Annotated in this window: 21 protein-coding genes, 2 pseudogenes and 1 riboswitch; of the genes and pseudogenes, 4 read left to right on the plus strand and 19 right to left on the minus strand. The window is 39.2% G+C overall.

Annotated features, from left to right (window positions below; genetic code table 11):
• Window positions 1-147: 147 nt before the first annotated feature.
• Window positions 148-254: pseudogene (locus AC3ISB_RS15575) on the minus strand (hypothetical protein); the annotation flags it as partial.
• A gap of 209 nt (window positions 255-463) precedes the next feature.
• Window positions 464-2,179: an ABC transporter ATP-binding protein gene (locus tag AC3ISB_RS15580; RefSeq protein ID WP_141993695.1), complete on the minus strand. Its 1,716-nt coding sequence runs from the start codon at window positions 2,177-2,179 to the stop codon at window positions 464-466.
• A 219-nt stretch (window positions 2,180-2,398) separates the two neighbouring features.
• Between AC3ISB_RS15580 and AC3ISB_RS15585 the strand changes: the two genes are divergently transcribed.
• Entirely contained in the window at window positions 2,399-3,640 is a 1,242-nt protein-coding gene (locus AC3ISB_RS15585) for an MFS transporter (RefSeq protein WP_181762257.1), read from the plus strand.
• 201 nt (window positions 3,641-3,841) lie between these two features.
• Here AC3ISB_RS15585 and AC3ISB_RS15590 read toward each other — a convergent pair whose 3' ends face one another.
• From AC3ISB_RS15590 to AC3ISB_RS15615, 6 genes are all read right to left on the minus strand, one after another.
• Window positions 3,842-5,104 (minus strand): LysM peptidoglycan-binding domain-containing protein, encoded by a 1,263-nt coding sequence (locus AC3ISB_RS15590; RefSeq protein WP_141993697.1) that lies wholly within the window; start codon window positions 5,102-5,104, stop codon window positions 3,842-3,844.
• 209 nt (window positions 5,105-5,313) lie between these two features.
• On the minus strand, window positions 5,314-6,063 hold the full coding sequence (locus AC3ISB_RS15595) for a (S)-benzoin forming benzil reductase (protein ID WP_179890961.1): 750 nt from the start codon (window positions 6,061-6,063) through the stop codon (window positions 5,314-5,316).
• Between the two features lie 1,169 nt (window positions 6,064-7,232).
• The gene (gene cls, locus AC3ISB_RS15600) at window positions 7,233-8,690 is read right to left on the minus strand and encodes a cardiolipin synthase (protein ID WP_480339455.1); all 1,458 of its coding nucleotides are present in this window, start codon (window positions 8,688-8,690) and stop codon (window positions 7,233-7,235) included.
• A 235-nt stretch (window positions 8,691-8,925) separates the two neighbouring features.
• A complete protein-coding gene (locus tag AC3ISB_RS15605) occupies window positions 8,926-9,189 on the minus strand; it encodes a metal-sensitive transcriptional regulator (RefSeq protein ID WP_098369447.1) in 264 nt (87 codons plus the stop codon).
• A gap of 171 nt (window positions 9,190-9,360) precedes the next feature.
• Window positions 9,361-9,804: an SRPBCC family protein gene (locus AC3ISB_RS15610; RefSeq protein WP_098369446.1), complete on the minus strand. Its 444-nt coding sequence runs from the start codon at window positions 9,802-9,804 to the stop codon at window positions 9,361-9,363.
• Window positions 9,805-9,987: 183 nt separating this feature from the next.
• Entirely contained in the window at window positions 9,988-10,512 is a 525-nt protein-coding gene (locus AC3ISB_RS15615; protein ID WP_260399701.1) for a DUF4309 domain-containing protein, read from the minus strand.
• 416 nt (window positions 10,513-10,928) lie between these two features.
• Here AC3ISB_RS15615 and AC3ISB_RS15620 point away from each other — a divergent pair.
• Window positions 10,929-11,015, plus strand: a pseudogene (locus tag AC3ISB_RS15620) (hypothetical protein); the annotation flags it as partial.
• Between the two features lie 298 nt (window positions 11,016-11,313).
• On the opposite strand, the gene aspA reads toward AC3ISB_RS15620, so the two are convergent.
• Both aspA and AC3ISB_RS15630 read right to left on the minus strand, forming a co-directional pair.
• Window positions 11,314-12,744: an aspartate ammonia-lyase gene (gene aspA, locus AC3ISB_RS15625; RefSeq protein ID WP_098369444.1), complete on the minus strand. Its 1,431-nt coding sequence runs from the start codon at window positions 12,742-12,744 to the stop codon at window positions 11,314-11,316.
• A 23-nt stretch (window positions 12,745-12,767) separates the two neighbouring features.
• Window positions 12,768-13,757, minus strand: coding sequence for an asparaginase (locus tag AC3ISB_RS15630; RefSeq protein ID WP_098369629.1), 990 nt, complete (start codon window positions 13,755-13,757; stop codon window positions 12,768-12,770).
• A 229-nt stretch (window positions 13,758-13,986) separates the two neighbouring features.
• On the opposite strand from AC3ISB_RS15630, the gene AC3ISB_RS15635 reads away from it, so the two are divergent.
• A complete protein-coding gene (locus tag AC3ISB_RS15635) occupies window positions 13,987-14,370 on the plus strand; it encodes a helix-turn-helix domain-containing protein (protein ID WP_480339454.1) in 384 nt (127 codons plus the stop codon).
• A 642-nt stretch (window positions 14,371-15,012) separates the two neighbouring features.
• Here the strand turns inward: AC3ISB_RS15635 and AC3ISB_RS15640 are convergent.
• The 7 genes from AC3ISB_RS15640 to AC3ISB_RS15670 form a co-directional block, all read right to left on the minus strand.
• Window positions 15,013-15,180, minus strand: a complete 168-nt coding sequence (locus AC3ISB_RS15640) for a hypothetical protein (RefSeq protein ID WP_181762258.1) — start codon at window positions 15,178-15,180, stop codon at window positions 15,013-15,015.
• 292 nt (window positions 15,181-15,472) lie between these two features.
• The gene (gene mmuM / locus AC3ISB_RS15645; RefSeq protein WP_480339453.1) at window positions 15,473-16,438 is read right to left on the minus strand and encodes a homocysteine S-methyltransferase; all 966 of its coding nucleotides are present in this window, start codon (window positions 16,436-16,438) and stop codon (window positions 15,473-15,475) included.
• A complete protein-coding gene (gene mmuP, locus AC3ISB_RS15650) occupies window positions 16,435-17,823 on the minus strand; it encodes an S-methylmethionine permease (protein ID WP_480339452.1) in 1,389 nt (462 codons plus the stop codon). The genes mmuM and mmuP overlap by 4 nt, the downstream gene beginning before the upstream one ends.
• An 81-nt stretch (window positions 17,824-17,904) precedes the next feature.
• Window positions 17,905-18,007: riboswitch (SAM riboswitch) on the minus strand.
• Between the two features lie 239 nt (window positions 18,008-18,246).
• Complete coding sequence (locus AC3ISB_RS15655; protein ID WP_480339451.1) at window positions 18,247-18,855, minus strand: flavin reductase family protein; 609 nt, start codon at window positions 18,853-18,855, stop codon at window positions 18,247-18,249.
• Between the two features lie 18 nt (window positions 18,856-18,873).
• The gene (locus AC3ISB_RS15660) at window positions 18,874-19,482 is read right to left on the minus strand and encodes an alpha/beta hydrolase (RefSeq protein ID WP_141993703.1); all 609 of its coding nucleotides are present in this window, start codon (window positions 19,480-19,482) and stop codon (window positions 18,874-18,876) included.
• Complete coding sequence (locus AC3ISB_RS15665; protein ID WP_489273687.1) at window positions 19,482-20,429, minus strand: ring-cleaving dioxygenase; 948 nt, start codon at window positions 20,427-20,429, stop codon at window positions 19,482-19,484. Before AC3ISB_RS15665 ends, AC3ISB_RS15660 begins: the two co-directional genes overlap by 1 nt.
• 24 nt (window positions 20,430-20,453) lie before the next feature.
• Complete coding sequence (locus AC3ISB_RS15670) at window positions 20,454-21,431, minus strand: ring-cleaving dioxygenase (RefSeq protein WP_141993705.1); 978 nt, start codon at window positions 21,429-21,431, stop codon at window positions 20,454-20,456.
• Window positions 21,432-21,673: 242 nt separating this feature from the next.
• Between AC3ISB_RS15670 and AC3ISB_RS15675 the strand changes: the two genes are divergently transcribed.
• On the plus strand, window positions 21,674-22,273 hold the full coding sequence (locus AC3ISB_RS15675; RefSeq protein WP_480339447.1) for a nitroreductase family protein: 600 nt from the start codon (window positions 21,674-21,676) through the stop codon (window positions 22,271-22,273).
• Between the two features lie 183 nt (window positions 22,274-22,456).
• Here AC3ISB_RS15675 and AC3ISB_RS15680 read toward each other — a convergent pair whose 3' ends face one another.
• Together AC3ISB_RS15680 and AC3ISB_RS15685 are read right to left on the minus strand one after the other, a co-directional pair.
• Window positions 22,457-23,512: an alpha/beta fold hydrolase gene (locus AC3ISB_RS15680; RefSeq protein ID WP_260399695.1), complete on the minus strand. Its 1,056-nt coding sequence runs from the start codon at window positions 23,510-23,512 to the stop codon at window positions 22,457-22,459.
• On the minus strand, window positions 23,505-23,990 hold the full coding sequence (locus AC3ISB_RS15685) for a hypothetical protein (protein WP_141993706.1): 486 nt from the start codon (window positions 23,988-23,990) through the stop codon (window positions 23,505-23,507). Before AC3ISB_RS15685 ends, AC3ISB_RS15680 begins: the two co-directional genes overlap by 8 nt.
• Between the last annotated feature and the right edge of the window lie 19 nt (window positions 23,991-24,009).

Raw genomic sequence — 24,009 nt, forward strand, 5'->3', positions numbered from 1 at the left:
ATATCTACGAATCTTCAAAAACTGTATTTGAACAATACTGCTCCGCCGGATTTAAAATACTAAATCTAAACGCGTTTACATTAGCTTACTCTCCTTCATTTATCTTCATGCCTCTAATAAGAACTTCAGGATCGTGTAACTTAAGTATTCCATCCTAACATCAGCGGGTATATAATATTTTTCGTTTCACCGACAAGAGGATGCAATAATAGTCCATCAACGGATTCCAATGCAGTTTTTTGCAGGTATTCATTCACGGTCTCTTTTTTTAAAAGACTAAATAACGGCAAATGTTTCTCCTATTTCTCGATTATTTCATTAAGTGGATTCCTAAGTTGTATATGGTTATGTTTGTTATCCTTTTTAATTTCATTTTTGAAATTATATGAAATCATTATTGATTGAACTCCACACCATTCTATTAAAAAAGCTATATGTCCTTGTGAGGACATATAGCTTTTTATCATTTTTGAAATTGTAATTGATGCAGATTGGCAAAAATGCCCCCCTGCTTAAGTAAGTCATCGTGACCGCCCTCTTCAGCAATTCCTTCTTCCGTTACTACCACGATTTTGTCAGCGTTTCGAATGGTTGCCAAACGGTGTGCGATGATTAACGTAGTTCTGTTTTCAGCTAGTTCAGTAAGAGCCTGCTGAATTATTCTTTCCGTTTCAGTATCGAGTGCAGAGGTTGCCTCATCGAGAATTAATATTGGCGGATTTTTCAAAAACATCCTTGCTATTGCAATCCGTTGTTTTTGTCCTCCCGATAATTTCAAGCCGCGTTCACCTATTTGAGTCTCATAGCCTTCCGGAAGTCCTTCAATGAAAGTCTCCAAATGGGCTCTCCTTGCGGCTTCTTGAATTTGTTCATCCGATGCGTCAAGCATTCCGTACGCAATGTTCTCTTTTACAGTTCCTGTAAAAAGAAACACGTCTTGCTGGACAATGCCAATTTGTGAGCGCAATGACTTTTTCGTCATCTCACGAATATCAATTCCATCAATGGAAATCGAGCCGGCATTAACATCATAAAATCGTGGGATCAATGAACATATAGTCGTTTTCCCGGCTCCTGAAGGCCCGACAAAAGCGATGGTTTCACCCGCTTTAACTGTTAGATCAATACCTTTTAAAACCGGCTTTTTATCTTCATAGTAAAAATAAACGTCTTTAAAGGAAATATCACCCAAAAGGGTGGTTACCTTTATTGCATCCTTTTTATCCACGACATCAGGACCGACATCCAGAAGTTCCGTAAAACGCTTAAAGCCGGCCATCCCTTTTGGATAGAGTTCCATCAACGCACTGATTTTGTCGATCGGTTTAAATAATACGTTAACGTATAAGACGAATGCAACCAGTTCACCATAAGAGAGCTGCCCATGAAATGTTAGCCAAGCTCCTATCACCAACACGGCAAGGGTCATAAACCTCGTCATCATGTAAATGCCTGATAAGCTAAAGGACATTACCTTATATCCAAGTAGTTTCGCTTTACGGAATCTGCGATTATTAGTAGAAAATCTTTTCATTTCATATGTTTCATTAGTAAAGGATTGGACAACCCTCACCCCTGAGACGCTATCTTCCACACGGGCATTTACATCTGCAACCTCTGTATACATTTTCTTCCAGGCTTTATTCATCTTTAAGTTACTTATGACAATTAATAAAACGAGGAACGGTAAAATACAAACCGATATGAGTGCCAATTTCACATTGATCGTCAACATAATCCAAAATGCACCTATAAAAGTCATGAAGGCAATGAATAAATCTTCGGGACCATGGTGAGCAAGTTCACCAATATCGAACAAATCATTGGTTATGCGGCTCATGATATGGCCGGTTTTCGTGTTATCAAAAAAACGAAAAGATTGTTTTTGCACATGCTCAAATAATTCCTCACGCATATCAGTCTCAATATTGATACCCAATTTGTGACCCCAATACCCTACGATGAACTGTAAGAAGGTACTAATGATATAAATGAGGAACAAACCGGCACTTACCGAAACAATTGCAGACCAATCGTCGCCAGGCAGCAGTGTATCTATAAACCACTGAACGGCTAGCGGAAATGCAAGTTCAAGTATAGCCACGACCACTGCACTGAAGAAATCAATAATGAATAACCGCTTATGCGGCAGGTAATATGAAGCGAAACGTCGAATCATCAAATTTTTCTCCTTTTTTACATATATTAAGGAGTATAATTCCATATTCAATATTCAGCAAGCATTTCAGAACCCCCATTTTCATATTATGGTAAAATCATCTATATAAAGCAGCCCAACCCGGCTCATGCAATCTATTAAATTAAGGAGTGAATCCAGTGTAAAAAAATAACCATTCTAAATATCCATGAACTTTATTTTCTTAAAAGAATGGTATTCATGAAAAACACATCGTTTCGATGCCTTTGGATAGGTCAGGCGTTTGCAAATCTAGGGGATATATTTTATGTAGTCGGGTTGATTTCACTATTATATACGATAACGGGATCTGCCTTTTATTTGAGTTTGCTTCCGTTCACTACAACGATTTTTCGGTTTTTCAGCAGTTTACTTGCCCCCCTTGTCATCGACAGGTTTCCATTAAAAAGAATCCTTGTACAATCTCAATGGTGGAAAACTATCTTACTCGTTTGCCTAGGAATCTATATAACAAATTTCAATCAAGGTTTTTCTGTTGCCGTCATTTTCTTCATTGCCTTGATATCATTATTGGATGGAGTCGCAGCCCCGGTCAGCGCAGCTTTGATTCCTCAATTAGTTCCAAAAGATGAACGGATGAAAGCGAATGGTTTCTTGAATGTGATCACTCAGACCATCTTTGTTGCAGGATGGCCACTAGGTTCCGTCTTATTGATAAGCACCAACAGCAGCTTAATCATTTGGCTTACTGTCATGCTTTTTGCCGTTTCAACGATCTATACTGTGAGAATCGAAATCTCAGAACAAACGACGGACTCTGTTGCTCCGACAAACTGGGGTTCCATTATATCCGGATGGGTTGCGATTCGCCAAATCCCAACTATCCGTACACTCATTTCAATTGATTTTATAACTACTTTAGCTTCAAGCGTGTGGGTGGCTGCCGTTATCTATTTATATGTAGAACAGAACCTGCAACTTGGTGAGGAGTGGTGGGGATACATTAACACAAGCTACTTTGTCGGCATGATTTTCAGTGGATTGATCGTCATCCGTTTTGCCAAGATACTAGAAAGATATATTGGATTCTTCATCACTTTCGGGCTATTTTTAAGTTCACTGCTGATCTTACTTTTTGGAACTACCAGTATTCCAGCTTTGGCTTTGCTGCTGGCATGCCTGTACGGCCTCCCAGAACAAATCCGGGAAATAATCTACACCAAGCTATTCCAAGACCATGCAACGGAAAAGACTCTTGCAAAAATTTATGCCGCTTGGGGAGCGGTCATCAATCTTACATTTGCCGGCTCTGTCTTACTATTAGGCTATATATCGGAAACATACAGTGTCAAAACAACGTTCCAATTTTCTTCCACCCTGATATTCCTTGCCTTTCTTTATGCAACGTTTAAAAGGAAGGACCTACAAGGGGGAAAATGTAATCAATCACCGTCAAGTCAGTCATCTAATATTCCAAGATGATGTATTTCTTTCGATTCAACATAAAAAAGGAGCCTTTGTTTTCAATGGCTCCTTTTTTATGTTTCAAGGGCCCGTCGAAGAATATTGTCGCTCTTTAAAATATTGCTCGGAGTGATTGGCTTGCCCCTGATAAAAGCTGCACAACCAAACAAGGGAAAAAAATATATAACGCTTCTTTTCACCTCTTGGCACCCATTCATTCTATTTGATAATCCAGATATTCTTATCTAAAAACTCCCAATTCTGAGGGAATTCCAAACCAATCTGCCAATAAGTTGCACCTATAAGTTCATATGCATCAATCATTTCATATTTTGCGCTTATCGATCGAATATCTTCAAACCAAACGACATGGTTCGAATTCTCTCTTCGATAAGAATAGGTAGGGGACGCTGCTGAAGTGTCAAAAGTTATTTCAGAGCCAGTTGCAATGGCAAGATTTTGGGCATTTTGAGCTGATAAAGCTTTAGTCTCGTGGCTTGGTACTATCCAATCGTATCCATACATAGGAAAAGCCGACTGCAGTTTATACTCAGGTATAGTCGACAATGCATAACGAAGAACCTCGCCCATCCACCAAAGTGGGGAAATGGGTTCAGGCGGTCCAGTTGGATACCCATAGTCAATGGTCATCACGGCAACAAGGTCGGCTGCCTCTCCGATTCCCCGATAATCATGCCCGCCTACAATTCGATTATCAGGATTATCCGCTGTTTTTGCATGTACGTTCACATGCAGGATCAGTTCGTTCAACCCCTCCTTTAATTCTTTTAAAAAAAGTACATAATCGGAACGCCTGGCAGGTGGGATGAATTCGATGTCCATACTGACACCGGCATAGCCTTTCTCTGTAACGAAATTCAGCATACTATTGATTAAATTCGCTCTATATACTGAACTAGCAAGGACATCGCCAGCCAAATCCGCATCAAAATCACCATCTTGGAAGTTCCGGATCATCAGTAGCGGCTTCACCCCTGTCTGCTCGCATTTCGCAATAAGGGGGAGATCATCACCATCAACGTATGCATTTCCTTCCCTTGTAAACGAATAAGCTACAATGGCTAAATAGGATAGTTTATCACCATTCTGCTCAAGTGTTTCAAACACTACTCCACCTGAAGTAGGGAAAGCAAAACCCAGCGTAATCAATTGATTTTTGTAAGGAGACGGAATTAAAATTTCCGTACCGACTTTTAACGAGTTTGCAACGATTCCTGGATTGGCCTCCATGATTTCCGCTGCACTCGTACCAAAACGACTGCCGATTCTAGTAAGGGTATCCTGACTTTTAATTAGATACCTCCGATTCACCGCTTTTTCATTAGGTATATACAATGCCAGGCCAGGGACCAAAGTTGTTGATTCCAATCCGTTTACTTCAATTATCCTCGATGGGTCAACTTTATTTTTCGTGGCAATTTCCCAAAGACTGTCACCTTTTTGCACAATAATGATCGTCATTTAAAGCCCTCCAAACTCCCTCCAAAAAAGTTTATGTCATTCAGGTAATTGGATAGAACGCATTATCACATTTCCTAATGATGATATCCTGGTTTTTTAGACTTTATTTTAAATGGGAATGAAGGATCACAAAAAAAAGAGGCTGTCCTAAGGGACAACCCCACTCTATAAGCCATCAGTTGATTTTTCGTTTCACATACTCCCATACATCAAAGTAAATTCTTAATATCGTAGAACTTCCCATTCTCCAAATCTTCCGCTTCAAGAAGCTGCAAAAGTTTATCTGCCACAAATTCGGGGCTTCTTAACATGCCATTTTCTTTATATTCATGAAATTTGTCTCGATCCGAAAAGTCCCGTTCGTCTGCTGACCGGATTGTCCCTTGCATCTCCGTATCCATTACACCTGGTGAAAAAGAGATGAGAGACGTAGGGAAAGATGTTTTATCCTGTTCCAACCCTGCAACCCGTGTGAACATTTCTAGCCCTGCCTTAGTGCTGCAATAGGCTGACCAGCCATGATAAGGGTTTTTTGCTGCTCCTGAAGATATGTTGACCATTACCTTCTTTCTGTTCCAGTCCTTTGTCTGTTTAACGAATTCATCAGCCAATACGATGGGTGCCATGAAATTCACCCGCATGATTGTTTCCAAATTTACTATACCAAGGTTTCCTACCGGCTTTATCGGTTCAATGACACCTGCATTGTTAATGAAATAAATGTCACTTGTTTCATCGACAGCAGCAAGAATCTCATTGACTAAGGAAGGTAACTTTTCAGTTTCATTCAAGTCCATCGAAATATATGTAAGTTTCGTCCCGGATCGGTCAGCCATCTGCTGCATTTCAGGATGGGCTGTACGGGAAACTAAGATGCAATGATCACTCGTTTGCAAACATCCTTTGGCAATGGCAGCCCCTAAACCTTTTGAAGCTCCTGTGATTATAAACGTTTTCACGGCATTTCCCCCTTTTATGGATATAAACTATTGTACCAAAATGGAGTCCGGAATGGTCTCCTGCCGAATTCCTTTCACTATTTTTACCGAGGAGATGATTACTATAATTTTAAAACAGTCTTGGTTATACTCCGTGATTTTTTTCATTTATATGAAATAAATCCTCACTGGATTTAAGAAATTCGCGACACTCATGCCGAAAATTTGCTAGCCGAGACCCCGGTGACGCTTGCTTTGATGAGGCTTTACAGACAGTCGGTGGAAAGGGGATTTCTGAAAGAGGGTTTGTGAAATGATTTCCACTCCAGGCACTCGCTTTCCGCGGGCGGTCCGGGAGCCTCCTCATCGCCTTTGCGCCTGCGGGGTCTCCCCTGGACGCGCTTTTCCCGCAGGAGTCTCGTACCTTCCATTCCAATCAACTTTTTTTTCTTTTAGATAGAATACGAATAACCCTAAAAAAACTGTAGACCGACAATAGAACATGCCTGTCTTAACTTTAGATAATTATTACCAAATCATTAAACCAAGACTTGGTTATATTCCGTGATTTATTATTTGCGACACTCCTGCCGAAAACTGGCTAGCCGAGACCCCGGTGACGCTTGCTTTGATGAGGCTTGGCAGACAGTCGGCGGAAAGGAAGCGGATTTCTGAAAGAGGGTTTGTGAAATGATTTCCACTCCAGGCACTCGCTTTCCGCGGGCGGTCCGGGAGCCTCCTCATCGCCTTTGCGCCTGCGGGGTCTCCCCTGGACGCGCTTTTCCCTCAGGAGTCTCGTACCTTCCATTCCAATCAACTTTTTTTTCTTTTAGATAGAATACGAATAACCCTAAAAAAACTGTAGACCGACAATAGAACATGCCTGTCATAACTTTAGATATTTATTACCAAATCATTAAACCAAGACATGTTTATATTCCGTGATTTATTATTTGCGACACTCCTGCCGAAAACTGGCTAGCCGAGACCCCGGTGACGCTTGCTTTGATGAGGCTTGGCAGACAGTCGGCGGAAAGGAAGCGGATTTCTGAAATCATAGCTAGAACTTTTTTGAGGGTTTGTAAAATTTTGAACGTTTTTCAAAAAAAAAAACTGCAGGCAAACTCGCTTTTTACGAATTTGTCTACAGTCTGAGTGGCCCATATAGTAATGGTCCGCAACTTTAAAAATTATAATATGGGTGATACCAGCCTTGCAATGGACTCTTTAAAACGAATCCATTTTGAACGCTTTTCAAATTCTTCAATTGTAAGCTGCCTGCAGACTTCAACATCCTTATAAAAAATCCTTGTCAGTGTTTCGGCCATTCCTTCATCATAAATGAAGGCATTTACTTCAAAGTTCAATTTAAAACTACGGACATCAATGTTAGCAGTCCCCACCGAGGAGACCTCTTCGTCCACCACGATCATCTTCGCATGAATAAAGCCGTTATCATAGATGTATATCTTAGCTCCCGCTCTTAATAACTGCCCTGCATTGAACGTTGTTGCCCAATAAACGAAAAGGTGATCAGGTTTATTCGGAATCATGATTTTTACATCTAACCCTGATAAGCTGGCAATCCTGAGTGCATCCAATAAACTTGCATCCGGTATGAAGTAAGGTGTTTGAATGAGAATCGATTTCTTTGCTGAAGATATTAATTTAATATAGCCATTTTTAATTTGTTCCCATTCAGAATCCGGCCCACTTGTTACTATTTGCAAATCTATATTGCCTTGAGGCTTTAAAACAGGGAAATAATGTGGCTGATAAGTTATATCATGGTGCTTTGATGCCTGATTCCAATCCAGAATAAAACGGGTTTGAATGGCTTTGACAGCCGAACCCTGTATTCGAAGGTGTGTATCACGCCAAAAACCGAATTTTGGATTAAGCCCTAAATACTCATCACCAACATTAAAGCCTCCAACATACCCTACTTTTCCATCAATGATGACTAGCTTTCGATGGTTACGGAAATTCAGCCGTAAATTTATAAATTTTAATTTGGATGGGAAGAATGCCTCCACTCGCCCTCCTGCCTGCCTAAATTCCCTGAAGAAACTTTTAGTCATCCCCCTGGATCCCAGCTCGTCATAAAGAACCCGAACTTTGACGCCTTCATTCGCTTTTTTAGTCAAAGCTTCAATGAATCGTTTACCCAGGCCATCCCTTTGAATGATGTAGTATTGTATGTGTATATGGTTTTCTGCCACTTCGATATCTTTAAAAAGCTGGTCAAACTTATTTTTTCCTTCCGTAAAAATATCGACTTGATTATCTTCAGTAAGCACGGCATCATTGTTCCGGAGATGCATATAAATCAAATCACGGTAATTACTTGAAGAGGCATTTCGAAAAGGAAAATGATCCGTTGAAAGCTCTTCCATCTGTTTATCAAGGATTTCTTCAATCCCGATTTTCTTCTTGTCCTCCCATTGGAATAAGTGGGCGTGCCTTAAACTCGTACCAAAAAGGAGATATAAAATAAAACCAACTACAGGGAGAAAATATAACACCAATAACCAAGCCCAGGTGGTGCTCGCTTCCCTTCTTTCAAAAAATATGACAATCGTGGCAAATAAAATATTTAGAATGATGACGAGGCCGAGCAAAACCGATGTAACATGCGTAAATTCCATAGTATACCCTCACTCAATTTTTATCCCTTTAAGGATACCATGCAAATTCTTTATATCAAAGGATTTGCTTATCAGAAATGAAAACAGAGAATTCAAAAAAATGGACCCCTTCCTGTAGAGGCCCATTTTAAAAAAATCCATCCACCCTGGACACTAGAATTTCTTAGATTGGTCAAATTGTTTTCAAACATTGTCTTAAAAATTCCAATTCAACAATAACCATAAATCTAATTGCTTATCGACTTTTCACTAATAAATTCACAGCTTCTTTTACTAGCTCTTCGGGATTCTTTTCTCCGGCTTCATTAGCCTCCCGGACGCATTCTACAAGATTTGAACTTACTATTACCCCGATTGTCCTATCGATTGCAGATCTAGTGGCAGATAACTGCGTTACTACATCTCTGCAATCTTTGTTTTCCTCCATCATTTTCAATATCCCACGAAGCTGTCCTTCAATTCGCTTCACTCTATTTTTAACCTGCTTATCATATTCCATGTGAGGCCTCCTACCCTGCCTATTACTTATGAATCCTATCCAGACATCCATCATAAAACCTATTCAGTTGAAATGAAGGATTGATAAAAATCTTACAATTTATAATACATACCACTTAGGTATAATTGTCAAGTGCCAATATTCAATAATGATAGCTCCAATATGTAATTTCTATTTTTGTACTAGGAGACTTTGTGCAACTGCCTCAGAAAACTCGATCGTCATTTGGGGAACGTAGGTTTTTAACAAAGCATTGACGATAGGGGCTTTGGCTCCTTTTGCCGTAATCGCCAGGCAGCCAGTCATTTTAGTCTGCCCAATTCCGCACTGTTCTGCTAAAAAATAGCCATGCCCATCAAATTTTTCATTTAATCCCTTAAGTTTAAATGTTACCTTTTCGGGTTCAATCCATTCCAATATATTCACTTCAAGTTTTACTTTCTTCTTCATTAATCCCAAATCGCTTTTAAACTCCCAAATGAGTGTCCTTTCATTCATCATCTCATGATTGATATATCCTGGGACAAGAGGTGCCCAACGATCTATGACACTGACAAATCCCCATACCGTTTTTATTGAAACTGGTAAAATGATACTATGCACACCTTCTGACAAAGCAGTTCCCCCCCTTAATCATTCTATTTACATCTTTTTAATGTATGGCTGAATCATATTGAATAGAACGGTAAGCTTGGTTCTTAAACAAAATTCTCCCTGTGGTAAGAAACCATTTAAAGATAACAGCAAAGAATCGCCCCTCGGCAATAAAGGGACGATCCTTTTTTGTCGTATTCCTTATCAATCTGACGCCAATTCAACCGTATACATACTCAGTCTTGGATCAGGGTTAATCCAGGCGCTTTCAAACACGAATACCACTTTATAATTTGCGTAATCGGTATAAGTGACATAGTACATCCCTTCTTGCTCCACCTCACTTACAGGTTCACCAATCAATCCCTTCAACATGGATAAATGGATGGTTTGCAATTGCGGATCAAAATCATCAATGGCGGTAATCGTTTTTCTTCCTGTTGAACCGTCGTAGAGGAATCGGATATTATGGGACCAATAATTGGCCGCAGCGGTACTTAAATCTTCCGGTACACCCCAGGCTTTTTCCACTTTCTTCAACGAATCACCTACAGAAAATTGACCACTATTAATGGTTTGCTGGGATTCATAGGCTAAACCCAGGATCTGCCGAATCAAAAGGTCTGGCGTGGATTGTGATGTTAAGGAAGATGAAGCAAAAGCAGGCTGCCCACCAAACATGAGAAATGCGAGCATGAGAAATGTAACACTCCGGATAAAACGATTCACTTGTTTCAAAGCTATCCTCCCTTTCCACCTGGAAATGACTAATTACATTATTTTAAATATCTTAAAAAAGATGAAAATTTGCGTATGTCATTCCAGTTGGTTTTACATTTACTATTAATATTCATTGGAACTTTGGACACATACCATTCGTTTAGAAAAAAACTTAAATTGAAATATTAAGCTATTTAACTTGACGCCAATGGTGCCTTCTTTGTCCGAGTGGGCAAAAAAAATGTTCACAGCTTTTCTTGTGAAGATAGTTAATTATTAAAAGTTAACGATGGTGGAGATTTGGAGAACTCATGCTTTAATAGGACCTTTTAAATAAAGAGCTGCTATTTTGGTATGAGTTTTTTATATGTATCATCATCAATACTTAACTTAATTAGGTTCAAAAAATATTATATTAAGGAGGAATTGGATTCCTAATTTACGGACCTGAAATGTTAATAGGTCTACAAGCACTGGATTTAGTTCCTAAAAAAGCTGCAGGCACTGCAGCATGACTGACTGGCTTATTTGAATATTTAAGATGATCTGTAGCGGCTAATGCTATTAGATATATTCCATGGGGGATGGATTTTTTATGAATAGTTATACACCCTCCATGATTAGATCGACGGTCAAAAAAATATCTGAATATTCAGATATTAATACCTAAAAGCAGTTGACGGACGGTTTGGGTAACATTTCATAAAGGAATGTATATAATAAATGACTATGCCTTTATACCAACGGTCCTAAAGGCATAGTCATTGCATCAAAAATCATATAGATTAATGTTTTCTACTAAAATACTAGTTATTGCCGATCAAAAAGAGAAGCTCCCGCTATACCGGGTTTTGTCATCTCGTAAGGATTTAGAATGAGATCCAATTCTTCTTCTGTCAACACATCATATTGTAAACAAAGTTCGCGAACTGATTTGCCTTTTAATATCGCTTCACGCGCAATTCGTGAAACCACTTCGTACCCAAGGTGCGGATTGACTGCTGTAATCACTCCAACACTTTGTTCGACATAATCTTTTAAATGTTGCTCATTAGCTTCAATGCCTTCTAAACAATAATCTGTAAAGACATTGAAAGCATTGTTCATTATGCTAATTGATTGCAATAAATTGAATACAAGGACTGGCTCCATTACGTTCAACTCTAGTTGTCCTGCTTCTGATGCTAAGCAAATCGTATTATCGTTCCCGATTACTTGGAAAGCGACTTGATTAATTAATTCTGGCATTACTGGATTTACTTTTCCTGGCATGATGGATGAACCTGGTTGACGTGCTGGAAGTGTGATTTCTCCTAATCCCGCTCTCGGTCCTGAAGCCATCAAACGTAAATCATTAGCAATTTTAGACATATTCATCATACATACTTTCAATGAAGCTGACACTTCAGTATATGCATCCGTATTTTGGGTTGCATCTACTAAATGTTCTGCTCCTACAAGCGGCAAGTTACTGATTTCAGCTAAATATTTAACAACATTTTCAATGTAACGAGGATCTGCGTTCAATCCCGTTCCCACTGCTGTTGCCCCCATATTCACTTCATATAAATGTTGACGTGATTGACTGATTCGTTTTATGTCCCGATCCAACACGCGACTGTATGCCTCAAATTCTTGACCGAGTCGAATTGGCACTGCGTCCTGAAGATGTGTACGTCCCATTTTGATAACATGATCAAATTGTTTTGCTTTATTCTTTAAAACCGTACTCATCTTGGTCATTGTTTGTAACAATTGCTCTAAAAGCCGTAGTGTTGATAAATGAATGGCAGTAGGGAATACGTCATTGGTTGATTGCGACATGTTAACATGGCTATTTGGACTTAATTGTACATAATCCCCTTTATTGTGTCCCATGAGTTCTAACGCACGGTTGGCAACGATTTCATTAATGTTCATATTCATCGATGTACCTGCGCCGCCTTGAATTGGGTCAACGATGAAATATTCATGCCACTTTCCATCGATCACTTCATCAGATGCTTTGACGATAGCGCTTCCAATACCATCATATAACCGTTTGGTATCCATATTTGCTAAAGCGGCTGCTTTTTTAATCATTGCTAGTGCACGAATCATTTCTTCATTGACTTTGTAACCGGTAATCGGAAAATTCTCTACAGCGCGTAGAGTTTGTATTCCATAATAAACATCTGCTGGAATTTCCTTTTCTCCAAGAAAGTCTTTCTCGATTCGGTATGTTTTCTCTTCTATCAACATTTCCTCTTGCCCCTTTGTTTGTTCTATAATGTAATGTCCTCTGCAATCGGTGTTTCCATCATTTCCTTCACTTTTTTTGGATCTTGTGTCTTGGCTAAAATCCACATCATCTTAGGAACGATGGCTTCTGTATTCATATTTCTGGAACGAATGATGACATTCTTATTCACTTTTCGTCCCACTTCGTAAATATCCATATCTTCCCCTTCTTCTAAACATTGGGTAGTAATGACTACGGATATTCCACACTGTACCAACTCATTCAATTTTTCTAAAATATTTCTTCCTTGAAATGGAATACCACCGCTGCCATAACTTTCAATTACGATTCCCCGACATTGATTTTTCAGAGAATCAAAGAATTCAGGCTTAATACCGGGATGCAGCTTAACCAAAGCAACATCAGTACATAGGGAAGCATCTAACTTAGCTTCCTTTTTCTTTGGTGAATGAACTGGCTTTAGATACTCAATTTTATCTTTGAATATGGTAGCGATATATGGATAGTTAATACTTTCAAACGAATCATAGCTTTTAGTTCTCAATTTAATGGCCCTAGTACCCTGGATGACTCTACCATCAAAAACAACATATACTCCTCCAATATCTTCACAAGCAAACCGGATCGCATCAGAGATATTTCTTTTGGCATCTGTCTTTTTAAAGGCAATTGGGATTTGAGAACCTGTAATGACAATTGGCTTCCCTAAATCTTGTAACATATATGAGAGCGCAGCTGAAGTGTAAGCCATTGTATCTGTTCCATGGGTAATCACAAAGCCATCGTAATCATGGTAGTGCTCATGAATGGATTGTGCCATTTCTGTCCAATCTTCCGGCTGCATATTTGTACTATCAATATTCATCAAAGGCTTACTATCAATCTGATAAAGTAAATCCAATCCCGGCAGGTGTCCTAAAAATTCGTCAGCTTTCATCTCTGGAACAAGTCCATTTTTTCCTTCTAACGATGCAATTGTACCACCTGTAGTAATTAACATCAACTTCTTCATTTTTGACTTCAACTTCTCCAATATACTACCCCCTATAAAGCCTCCCTGTTTTACAATCATTCAATCATCTTAGAAAAGGATGTTTTCGCTGTAAATGTACATGTTACGCGTACACCACATGTTATTATAGTCATGTTCCAGAGTGAAATCAAGCTAAAATCATTCATTACGCGTACGCTTTTTCCAATATGATGTTATAATGGATTTATATAAAAGGAGAGTAATAAGAATGATTGTAAATAGATTAACTACATTAAGGAAGGCCAAAAGGTGGTCTTTGCAATATACCGCTGACAGACTCGGAATCGCCAAGAGTACCTATGCAGGTTACGAATCGGGCCATCGCCGCCCTTCATTAGAAACGATTAATTTATTAGCAGGCTTATATGATACATCCACTGATTACATTCTAGGTCGAGTGGATTATCCATCTAAAGATATTACCACAGAATCACCTCGAGTCATGGAATTAACGGATTCACCAAATATGGAGCTGGCTGTAGATGGAATCTCTCTTTCTGAAGAGGAAACGATTCAATTCATCGCTTTTATTAGAGCTAAACGAGAAGTGGAAATAAATCGCGATAAACAAAATGAAACATTGCAGACATAGGGCTTAAGACTTGGTATATTGGGAATGAACCGCACTTCATCACCAGATTCTTATAATATTCACGATGTAACTGGCATGATTTAATTAAAACTGTAAAATTCCATGGCTTTAACCAGTTAGGATAAGTGGGTTATGATTAATCGTTGAGTTCGCCCTTTTGACGCTACATGTAATTAAACTTACTAACTGGGCTTAGTAGTTTTTGAGTGCCCCGAGTTTAGAAAATTAAGTTTTATTAATTATATATAGAAGAAAGTCGGCTAATTAAATGCGTCCATCATCATTATTCTGTTATCTTCTTCAACTTACTTCAAGGTAAGATGAGTAAATTCCGCTGTTTTTTCTAGCCACCATCTATGCTTATTTAAGTTTAATCTCCGACTTTCCCTCTTGATTTATTTGCAATGAAAGAAAAACCATAGCAAAGCTCATGGTTTTTCCCCGATATAAATGGAAATTTCTATCTCATCTTTAAAGCTAAAAACGAAGCTGAATTTTGGAAGCCACATGGAAGTGAAAGGTATATCGTTTAATTCATGTGCTTCTGAAAGCGAAATTTTAATATCCTTATAGATATGGAAAATTTCTCAATATCTTGGTATGTTTAAAACTGTCTCATTCGATATACTGTTTCCCAATAAATCAAGGCATCTCGTCATCTTTTTCCCGATTTTTGAAAGCTTCATGTGTGACAATATCCTCGATTTGTTCATATTGCCGGGTGTGTTCCTTCTCTTCGCTAATTCTATTATTGGGTAGATTTCCTGGATGTCCTTTATCTTTGTGATTAAAACTTTTACCACGACTCATACTCAATCTCTCCTTTCTAATCATTGTTTGTTTAGTTTCCCCAAGCACACAAAAAATATGATTAATTTCTCTTTTTCCTGTTTTTGCGACAGGTTTGGATTCACCTGTAATTTTCAGCCGAAATTCATTGTAAAAACACTGAAAAAATAAGAGCTATGAGTCAATCCGGGATGTTCCTTCACACCGATCTAGTGCAAAAAAAGAACAGGAACCGTCAAATTATGACGCTTCCTGTTCTTTTTATTTATCCACTACTTACATACCTTATAACAGTTTGATAACAGTAAAAGGGCTAGGAGGATACCACCACGGAAGGTCGCCACTTTCTTGAAATGTCCGCAATATGATTCGGTGCCGTTCTGCAACATCCTCCAATTAAACGTGCCCCTGCATGGTGCCATTCTTCAGATTTCAGGTCGAGCCTGTTACATGATTCTTCACCATGCCAGGTTTTAGTTTCCGGATTATATGTTTCACCAGAATTCGGATAAACTATAATTGGTTTATTCGTGTTTGAACGCAACACCTGTATGGCTTCCGTGATACCTGATACAGGCGCACAGTTGATGCCGATTGCTGCAATTTGCTCACTTTCCCCAAACAATCTGGTACACTCCTCAAGCAATGTACCGTCACTAATCGCTTTTTCATTTTTCAATGAAAAGGATAGCCAAGCATAGACTTCTGGATAATCTTTCAATAATGAATGCAATACTTTCGCTTCTTGCAGGGAAGGAATCGTTTCAAATGCTAAAATGTCAGCACCCGCTTCAATCAAAGCTGATATTCGCGAGCGATGAAATGCAGTTAAAGTTTCATCTGAAACATCATAGTTTCCTACATACTCTGAACCATCTGCAAGGAAAGCCCCATAAGGTCCAACTGATGCAGCAACTAATGGCTTAGGTCTAGTCGTTTGATATTCTTCTTCCTTCCAAAATTCATCTCTTGCTTTCCTTGCAAGTAAAACCGTTTTCCGGATTAGTTCCAAAGCCTCTTTCTCTTGTATTCCGCGGAGTGCGAAACCTTCAACTGTTGCTTGGTAACTTGCCGTTATCGCACAGTCAGCACCAGCCCGAAAGTAGTCAGAGTGAACTTGATAAATCACTTCTGGATTTTCAAGTAATACACGTGCGGACCACAGGGGATCGTCCAAATCGCACCCATGCCTTTCAAGCTCTGTAGCTAGAGCCCCGTCCAAAATCATGACTGAATGATCTCGTAATATTGCGTCAATTGGGCTAATTTTATTCTTCATGTTCTACTCCTCTTTTTCTTTATAGTTTGTGTCAGATAATAACTTCCATAGCAAAACAAAATAAAAGGTATGCCACAATATAGTGCAATTCGTTGTGTAGGATCAAATGCAATTCCTATGCAAGAAGCAAGACATAGCAAAAAAGAAACGATTGGTATGAGTGGATATAATGGTGTATGATAAGCCAAATCATTTACTGAATTTCCTTCGTTTATAAATCGTCTGCGAAATAGAAACTGTGACGCGCTAATACTCATCCAAACTACTACCACGGCTAGTCCAGAAATGGATACAAGCACTATATATACAGTATCCGGTGCAATAATACTCGAGAAAAGGGCTAAACCACCTCCCAACATACTGAAAAGAACTGCATTTATCGGAACACCCCGTTTTGTCAATTTTGCAAATATGGGTGATATTGTTTTCTTATCTGCAAGCGACCAAAGCATTCTGGATGATGCATATAATCCTGAATTTGCAGCAGACAAAATGGCAGTTAATATAACAAAGTTCATAATATCCGCTGCATACGGCACTCCAATTCGTTCGAGAACTGCAACAAAGGGGCTCTCTAGTACGCTTGCATCCGAAATAGGCAATAATGCGGATAATACAACAATGGTTCCTACAAAAAAGATAATCAATCTCCATAATGTCATACGGATTGCCTTTGGTATCGTTTTTTCTGGGTTCACTGTTTCTCCAGCTGCAATTCCGATTAATTCAGTTCCAGAAAATGCGAAATTCACCGCGAGCATCGTCATTAGAATGGCAAAAGCACCATTCGGAAATAAACCTGCACTTGTAAAATTGGATAATAACGGAGCTGATTGTGAATTAATTATTGGAATAAAACCTACCATTGCTGCAGCTCCCAGAATAATAAATATCACAATAGCAAATACCTTTATAGACGCAAACCAGAATTCGGATTCAGCGAAAAACTTAACGGTCAACGCATTTAAAGCCAAGACTAATATGGCAAATAGAGCACTCCATATCCAGACATTGATTGATGGAAACCATCGCTGCATCAACAATCCTGCAGCCGTAAATTCCGAACCTAGTGCAACAGTCCAGGTTAGCCAATACAACCAGGCTACTGTATACCCTGTCCCTGGTCCGATGTATTTGGCTGCGTAGCTATGAAACGCGCCTGTCTCGGGCATATGTACTGCCAGTTCACCAAGACATAGCATGACTAGATAAACCACTAAAGCTCCAATCAGATACGAAAGGATGGTGCCGAATGGGCCAGCCTGTTGAATCGTATAACCCGAACTTAAGAATAAACCAGTTCCAATCACCCCGCCAAGCGATAGCATTATTATATGCCGTGCTTGCATTTTCCTTTGAAAATCATGTTTTCTTTTGTTCTCCATTCTTACTCTCCTTAATCTTGGATCCAGAAAAAACGAAAACGCACTCTAAAAGAGTGCGTTACTGACAAATAAACACGTACGGTCTTATCTATCAAGGTTTCACCCCCTGGAATTAGCACAGTGTCTTTGTAGACCTGCTGCTGAGGTTTCATAGGGCCAGTCCCTCCACCTCTCTGGATAAGAAATTATTTTTTTATAACTTTATCAATCTATGAAAAAATTGTCAAGTTTTGTTTCGGATTGTAAAGACTTCCTTTAAAATTCTAACGATCATGGCACCGGCGGCATAAATATGAAATGGTTGCTCGTTTTTGGAACAGTCGCTTACCACATTAAAATTGCAGATAAAGCTAACCGGGTAATTTTGATTTTAAAAAATGACGCCATCTTAAAAAGATGACGCCATTTTTTCTTTCTTTTCACTTAAGGACGTTCTATTTCAAATAATTCCCCTAGTTTTGTATAAGTATGACCCGCTAATCTTGCTACAGGTTTTAGCCCATTCTGGTCAATTCGGCCATTATGGTAAATATCTTGCTCTATATGATAGCAGACTATTTTCCCTATCAATAAATCACAACCAGGTTTATTCTGGGAACCTGCCAATGGTATCGCTTGCTCTAATGTACATTCAAAGCGTACCTTCGCTTCTTGCAATCCTGGTACGGATACCTTATCACTAACAGCCGGCGTGAAATTGGTAAGACCCAATTCACTTTCGTCGGATGGGAGTTCCTTCGCCGTTCGATTTGCATCAGCTACATTATTCTCATCAGTGATATGAACAACGAATTCACCTGTTTGAATTGCATTTCGGGCCGTGTCTTTTGAAACCCCTTCTTTCCGTTGGACAGAAATGGAAATCATCGGAGGATTTGAACTGACTATGTTAAAAAAGCTGAACGGCGCTATATTGATTGTACCGGTTTCGGATTTTGTCGTAACCAAGGCTATAGGTCTCGGTATAATGCTTCCAGTCAAAAACTTATAATTATCCCGTTCAGTCAGACTTTCAGGATTAACAGAAATCATCTTCATTCCCTCTCATTCTTATAAAAAGTGCTTTTGAAACCATGAACCCGCTGCCTCAACCTCTGAACGTGTTAACTGATGACCGTAATTTTCCCACTGAACATCCACTGTAGCACCAGCTTGCAGTAAAAGTTGATTAAGTTCATCAGTTTCTGCTGCCGGGCAAATCGGATCGTTTTTACCTGCAGCAATAAATACAGGTATATCCGAAAGGGACGGCAATGCAATACCTCGTCTAGGCACCATTGGATGATGAAGAATCGCTCCTTGTAATGCCCCTTCGAAATGGAACAGCAAACTTGCCGCTATATTTGCACCATTGGAATAACCTAATGCTACCACTCTTTCACGGTCGAAGTCATATTTTTTGGACGCTGATTCCAAGAAGTCATAAAGCTCCTTCGTACGAAAGATCAAATCTTCTTCATCAAAAACCCCTTCGGATAACCGGCGGAAAAAACGTGGCATTCCGTTTTCAAGTACATTTCCCCGTACGCTTAATACGGATGATCCCGGTGAAACCATTTCCGCTAATGGCAAGAGATCTGTTTCCGTTCCTCCAGTGCCATGTAAAAGCAAAAGCAATGGCTCTTCTGGATTACTTCCTTTTTGAAAAATATGCTTCATCATTTATCCTCCTCCAGTACTCTCGGCACTGCCGGCAGTAACGTTTTCTCCATGATTCCCCTTTTTTCTTCCAGCCATGGCGGCAGCATTAATTTACTACCCATCGTTTCCTTCGTTTCATCATGAGCGAAGCCAGGTGGATCTGTGGCAACTTCAAAAAGTATGCCTCCATCTTCCCTGAAATAAATGGCATCGAAGTATTGACGGTCTGTAAAGGGTGTCACACCATAGCCATGGTTGGCGATATGCTCCCTCCACTCTTTATGATCTTCATTATCGATTGCACGCCATGCAATATGATGGACGGTTCCCACTCCGATTTTCCCATTTGGCAACACCGTTTTTTTAACATCTATCAAATTTCCGATGTCCGATGTGGATTTGAAGCGGATGTAATCGCCCTCTTCCCCAATTTTTTGCAGGCCCATCACTTTCTCTAAGAGTTCCATCGTTTTGATCGGTTCTGACGTCAATAATACGGCACCGCCGAATCCCTTGACCGCCTTGGCAGCTGGTACACCGCCGAATGACCACTCGCTATTTTTCCCTTCTTTACGCTCAACCAGTTCAAGTTGCAAACCGTGTGGGTCTTGAAATTCCAGATATGCCTCGCCGAAACGTGAAACCTTTTTAAAGTCAATGTTAAATTTACCTAAACGCATTTCCCAGAAACCCATTGATCCTTCCGGAACTGCATAGGTTGTAACCCCCACTTGTCCTGAGCCAATTCTCCCTTTGTATGCCCCAGGCCAAGGAAAGAAAGTGATGATAGTTCCCGGAGAACCTGATTCATCTCCGAAATACAAATGATAGGTGCCTGGATCATCAAAATTAACGGTTTTCTTCACCATACGCAGTCCCAATACTCCAGCATAAAAATCCACGTTCTCTTGAGGATTGCCTACAATAGCGGTTATATGATGTATTCCTGCATTTTGCTTTTGCATGCCGATTACTTCCTTTCCTGTTGATTAATTTGTTGGTTTTGTATTCAGTGGTTTTAAATTCGCTTCAATATCTTTTCTTTTCGATTCTAAAAATGGTGGCAGGGCAAGGTTCTCACCTAAGTGCTGCTCTGCTTCATCCACTGCAAAACCTGGTCCATCAGTAGCTAATTCAAATAAGATGCCATTCGGCTCCCTAAAATAGAGTGAATGAAAATAAAAGCGGTCCACATAACCCGAGTTCACGAATTTCGATTCGCTAATTTTCTCTATCCACTTTCTCAGTTCCCCTTCATTATCCACCCGGAAGGCAATATGGTGTACTCCACCCCTCCCCAACCTTTCCCGAGGTATGTCATTCCTTTCTTCAATATGGAGTTCCCCTCCTGTTCCTCCCTCACCTGTCTCGTAAACGACTATCGGATTTTGCCCCCTTATTGAGGATGGGTATGTGCCTGATTTCCTGAACCCCAATACCTCGGTAAGAACGCGTTCTGTTTGTACAATATTAGGTACAGTAAGTTTTACTGGTCCTAATCCAAGAATGGAAAACTCTTGCGGCACCGGGCTTCCATCCCACGGTAATCCTCCTTGAACGCCGTTATTATCCTGATCGGAAACCAAAAGAAGCCTCTGCCCTTCAGGATCTTTAAAAGTAAGCACTTTCCTATCAAAACGGCTCGATAATTCATCATGCTCAACATTGAATTCAACAAACCGTTTTTTCCAATATCCTAGTGCTTCATCATCTCTCACCCTTAAGGAAATTTCTGAAATACTATTGTTCCCCTCATGAGTGCGGGCAGCATTGGGAATCTCAAAAAACGTCAATTCCGTACCCGGTGAACCAATTTGATCTCCATAAAATAAGTGATACACACGTACATCATCTTGATTCACCGTTTTTTTAATTAATCGCATCCCTAAGACTTTTGTGTAAAATTCAAAGTTATTTCCCGCTTTAGCTGTAATCGCCGAAACATGATGCAATCCTTTTAATTCCATCCGTACCACTCCTATCTTTATAAATCTCCCCTTACGGAGATGAATTAATCCATATATAATATCTCGAATTCAAAGTATTTAACCTGCACAATGCTTTTAATACAAATATCTTGATTTAAAGATAAACGACAGTGATAAATTTGTCAACCATTTTTATTCAAATTATTTCACCCGTATTCACTTATCATAAAATATTAAAATCAGGTCAAAATAAATCGGTATATAGAATGGAGGTGTGATATATGGTTAAAGATTTTTTTAGCGCAATTGAAGATAGACGCTCTTATTATTCCCTTAGCAAGGAACGTGTTGTTCCTAATAAAAGGATTAAAGAAGTTATCGATCATGCCGTTCAATATTCCCCTTCCGCTTTCAACTCCCAAAGTGCAAGAGTGATTGTTTTAACTGGTCAAAGCCACGACCAATTATGGGATATCACGAAAGAAACATTAAGAAAAGCAGTCGGTGACAAAGATTTTGAAAAAACTGAAGAAAAAATGAAGTCATTTATAAATGGTTATGGTACGGTTTTATTCTTTGAAGATCAGGCCATTATAGATAGGCTTCAAGAACAATTCAAAACGTATGCCGAAAACTTTCCGATTTGGTCGAACCAATCGTCTGCAATTTTACAATTTGTCGTATGGACTTCCTTGGAAATTGAAGGGTTTGGGGCAAGTCTTCAGCATTATAATCCTTTAATCGATGACGAAGTGAGAAAGACATGGGATATATCACGGGATTGGAAACTCATCGCACAAATGCCCTTTGGAAAACCCACTGCAGAGCCTGGCGATAAAGACTTCTCACCACTTGAAGAACGTGTGAAATATTATCAATGATACAATAGGGCTGGCTCTAAATAACGAGCCAGCCCTACTATTTTCAACCGATATAATCTGGAATAGTTCCAAAAAATCTTGTGAATACTACGGGCGCAAACCCTAAATAACCTATAATTGGCATAATTTTTAAATTTTCATATTCATTTACCACGTATATCATACATCTCCCTTCAAAAACTGTTAATTATTTATTGGAGAAGATCGCTTCGGAAGCCATTCCTTAAGGTAAAGTGGGAGTCCACTCACATACTCCTTGGAAGCATGTCCACTTGGTAGAAGAATGTATGTCTTATCCTTACAAGTCAAATGCTTCATAACCGGATTAATCATTTCCTGCGGTACCAGACGGTCATTTTCATTTGCTGATACTAATACACTAGCGTCAATATTGGATAGCATAGCTTTTTTTCCTCTGATTCTTAAACTCCCCTTAACCAAACGATTGTTTATCACAAGATCTTCACCTATCTGTTTTGCAGTCGCTCCAGCTAAAGGCACGTGTCCATTTGTCCACGCATTGAATCGACGCCAATGTTGAACATATTCTTCATCATCAGCTTGATTTAATAATGACAGATAGGGTGATATATAGATAGGTGATGTGATCAAGCGGATTCCATATTTAACCTCACTAGCTGGGATCGTTTTAAAAATGTCAATCGTCTCGTCAAAATCTGCGGTACCATCTTTTATTGCAGCTTGCCATTGATCAAAAGATTGGGAGGCACTAAAATCTATAGGTGTAACGGAGAGAATTAAATTCTTAACAGGCTCGTCTGCAATAGCCGCATACATAGCAGCTATTGTACCGCCAAGACAAAAACCCATTACAGTTATCTCTGACGCTCCGGAGTGTCGTAATGCGCGCTGGACTCCTTTTTGAATGTAATCGACGATATAATCATCAATCGAGATGTCACCATCTTCATAGCCTGGACTTCCAAAATCAAGCAAATACACTTCAAACCCTTCATTTACAAAAGCTTCTATTAAACTATTTCCTGGAGCTAAATCGAGAATTAACGGGGTATTGATGAGTGAATAAATTAGAAAAACCGGCACGTTATATCTTTTTTTTACCGCCGGATAATACCAAAGTGTAGATTTATTTTTTTTCCACACCGAAATTTTTGGTGTTAATCCCATTTCCGGCATAGGCTGATTGGGAATATCCGAAAAATGTTTCCATTTAGATATCGATTTAGGTTGATTTTTTGGCACCTTCCGTTTAGACATTTCTATTCCTCTGTCCAACGAACTTTAAATCTTGTAATTGGTTTATTAAATCTAAAACCCTTTTTTTATTCTCTTCCTTTTTGTTAGATTCCTCTCTTGATTTCATTTTTTTACTACCTAATGAATAAACGACCCCTAAATCACTCATAGAAGGTTGACTTCTAAGATACCCATTTCTTTCTGGAATTACAGTGGAAAGTAGCTCTTCTAATTTGTCAATTTTTTCTTCGAGCTGGAGGACTAATTTCGCAATATTGGCTACATCTTTTTTTGTGGGATAATTCATGATAATGGACCTTCTTTCTGAGGCCTCCTGCATCTTTATTATCTCTGGAACCTGCATTTGTGAACTTCTACTAACTGATTCTATTAACTCCCTATTATTTATTAACTCCTGAATTTTACTATTCAACTGTTGCTCTTTTTGTTTGCCGAACACTTTTAGCTCTTTATATAAATCTGATTTTTTTTCTGTCATATATATCGTTCCTCTCTTC

The organism is Peribacillus sp. GL_122 (assembly GCF_057835005.1).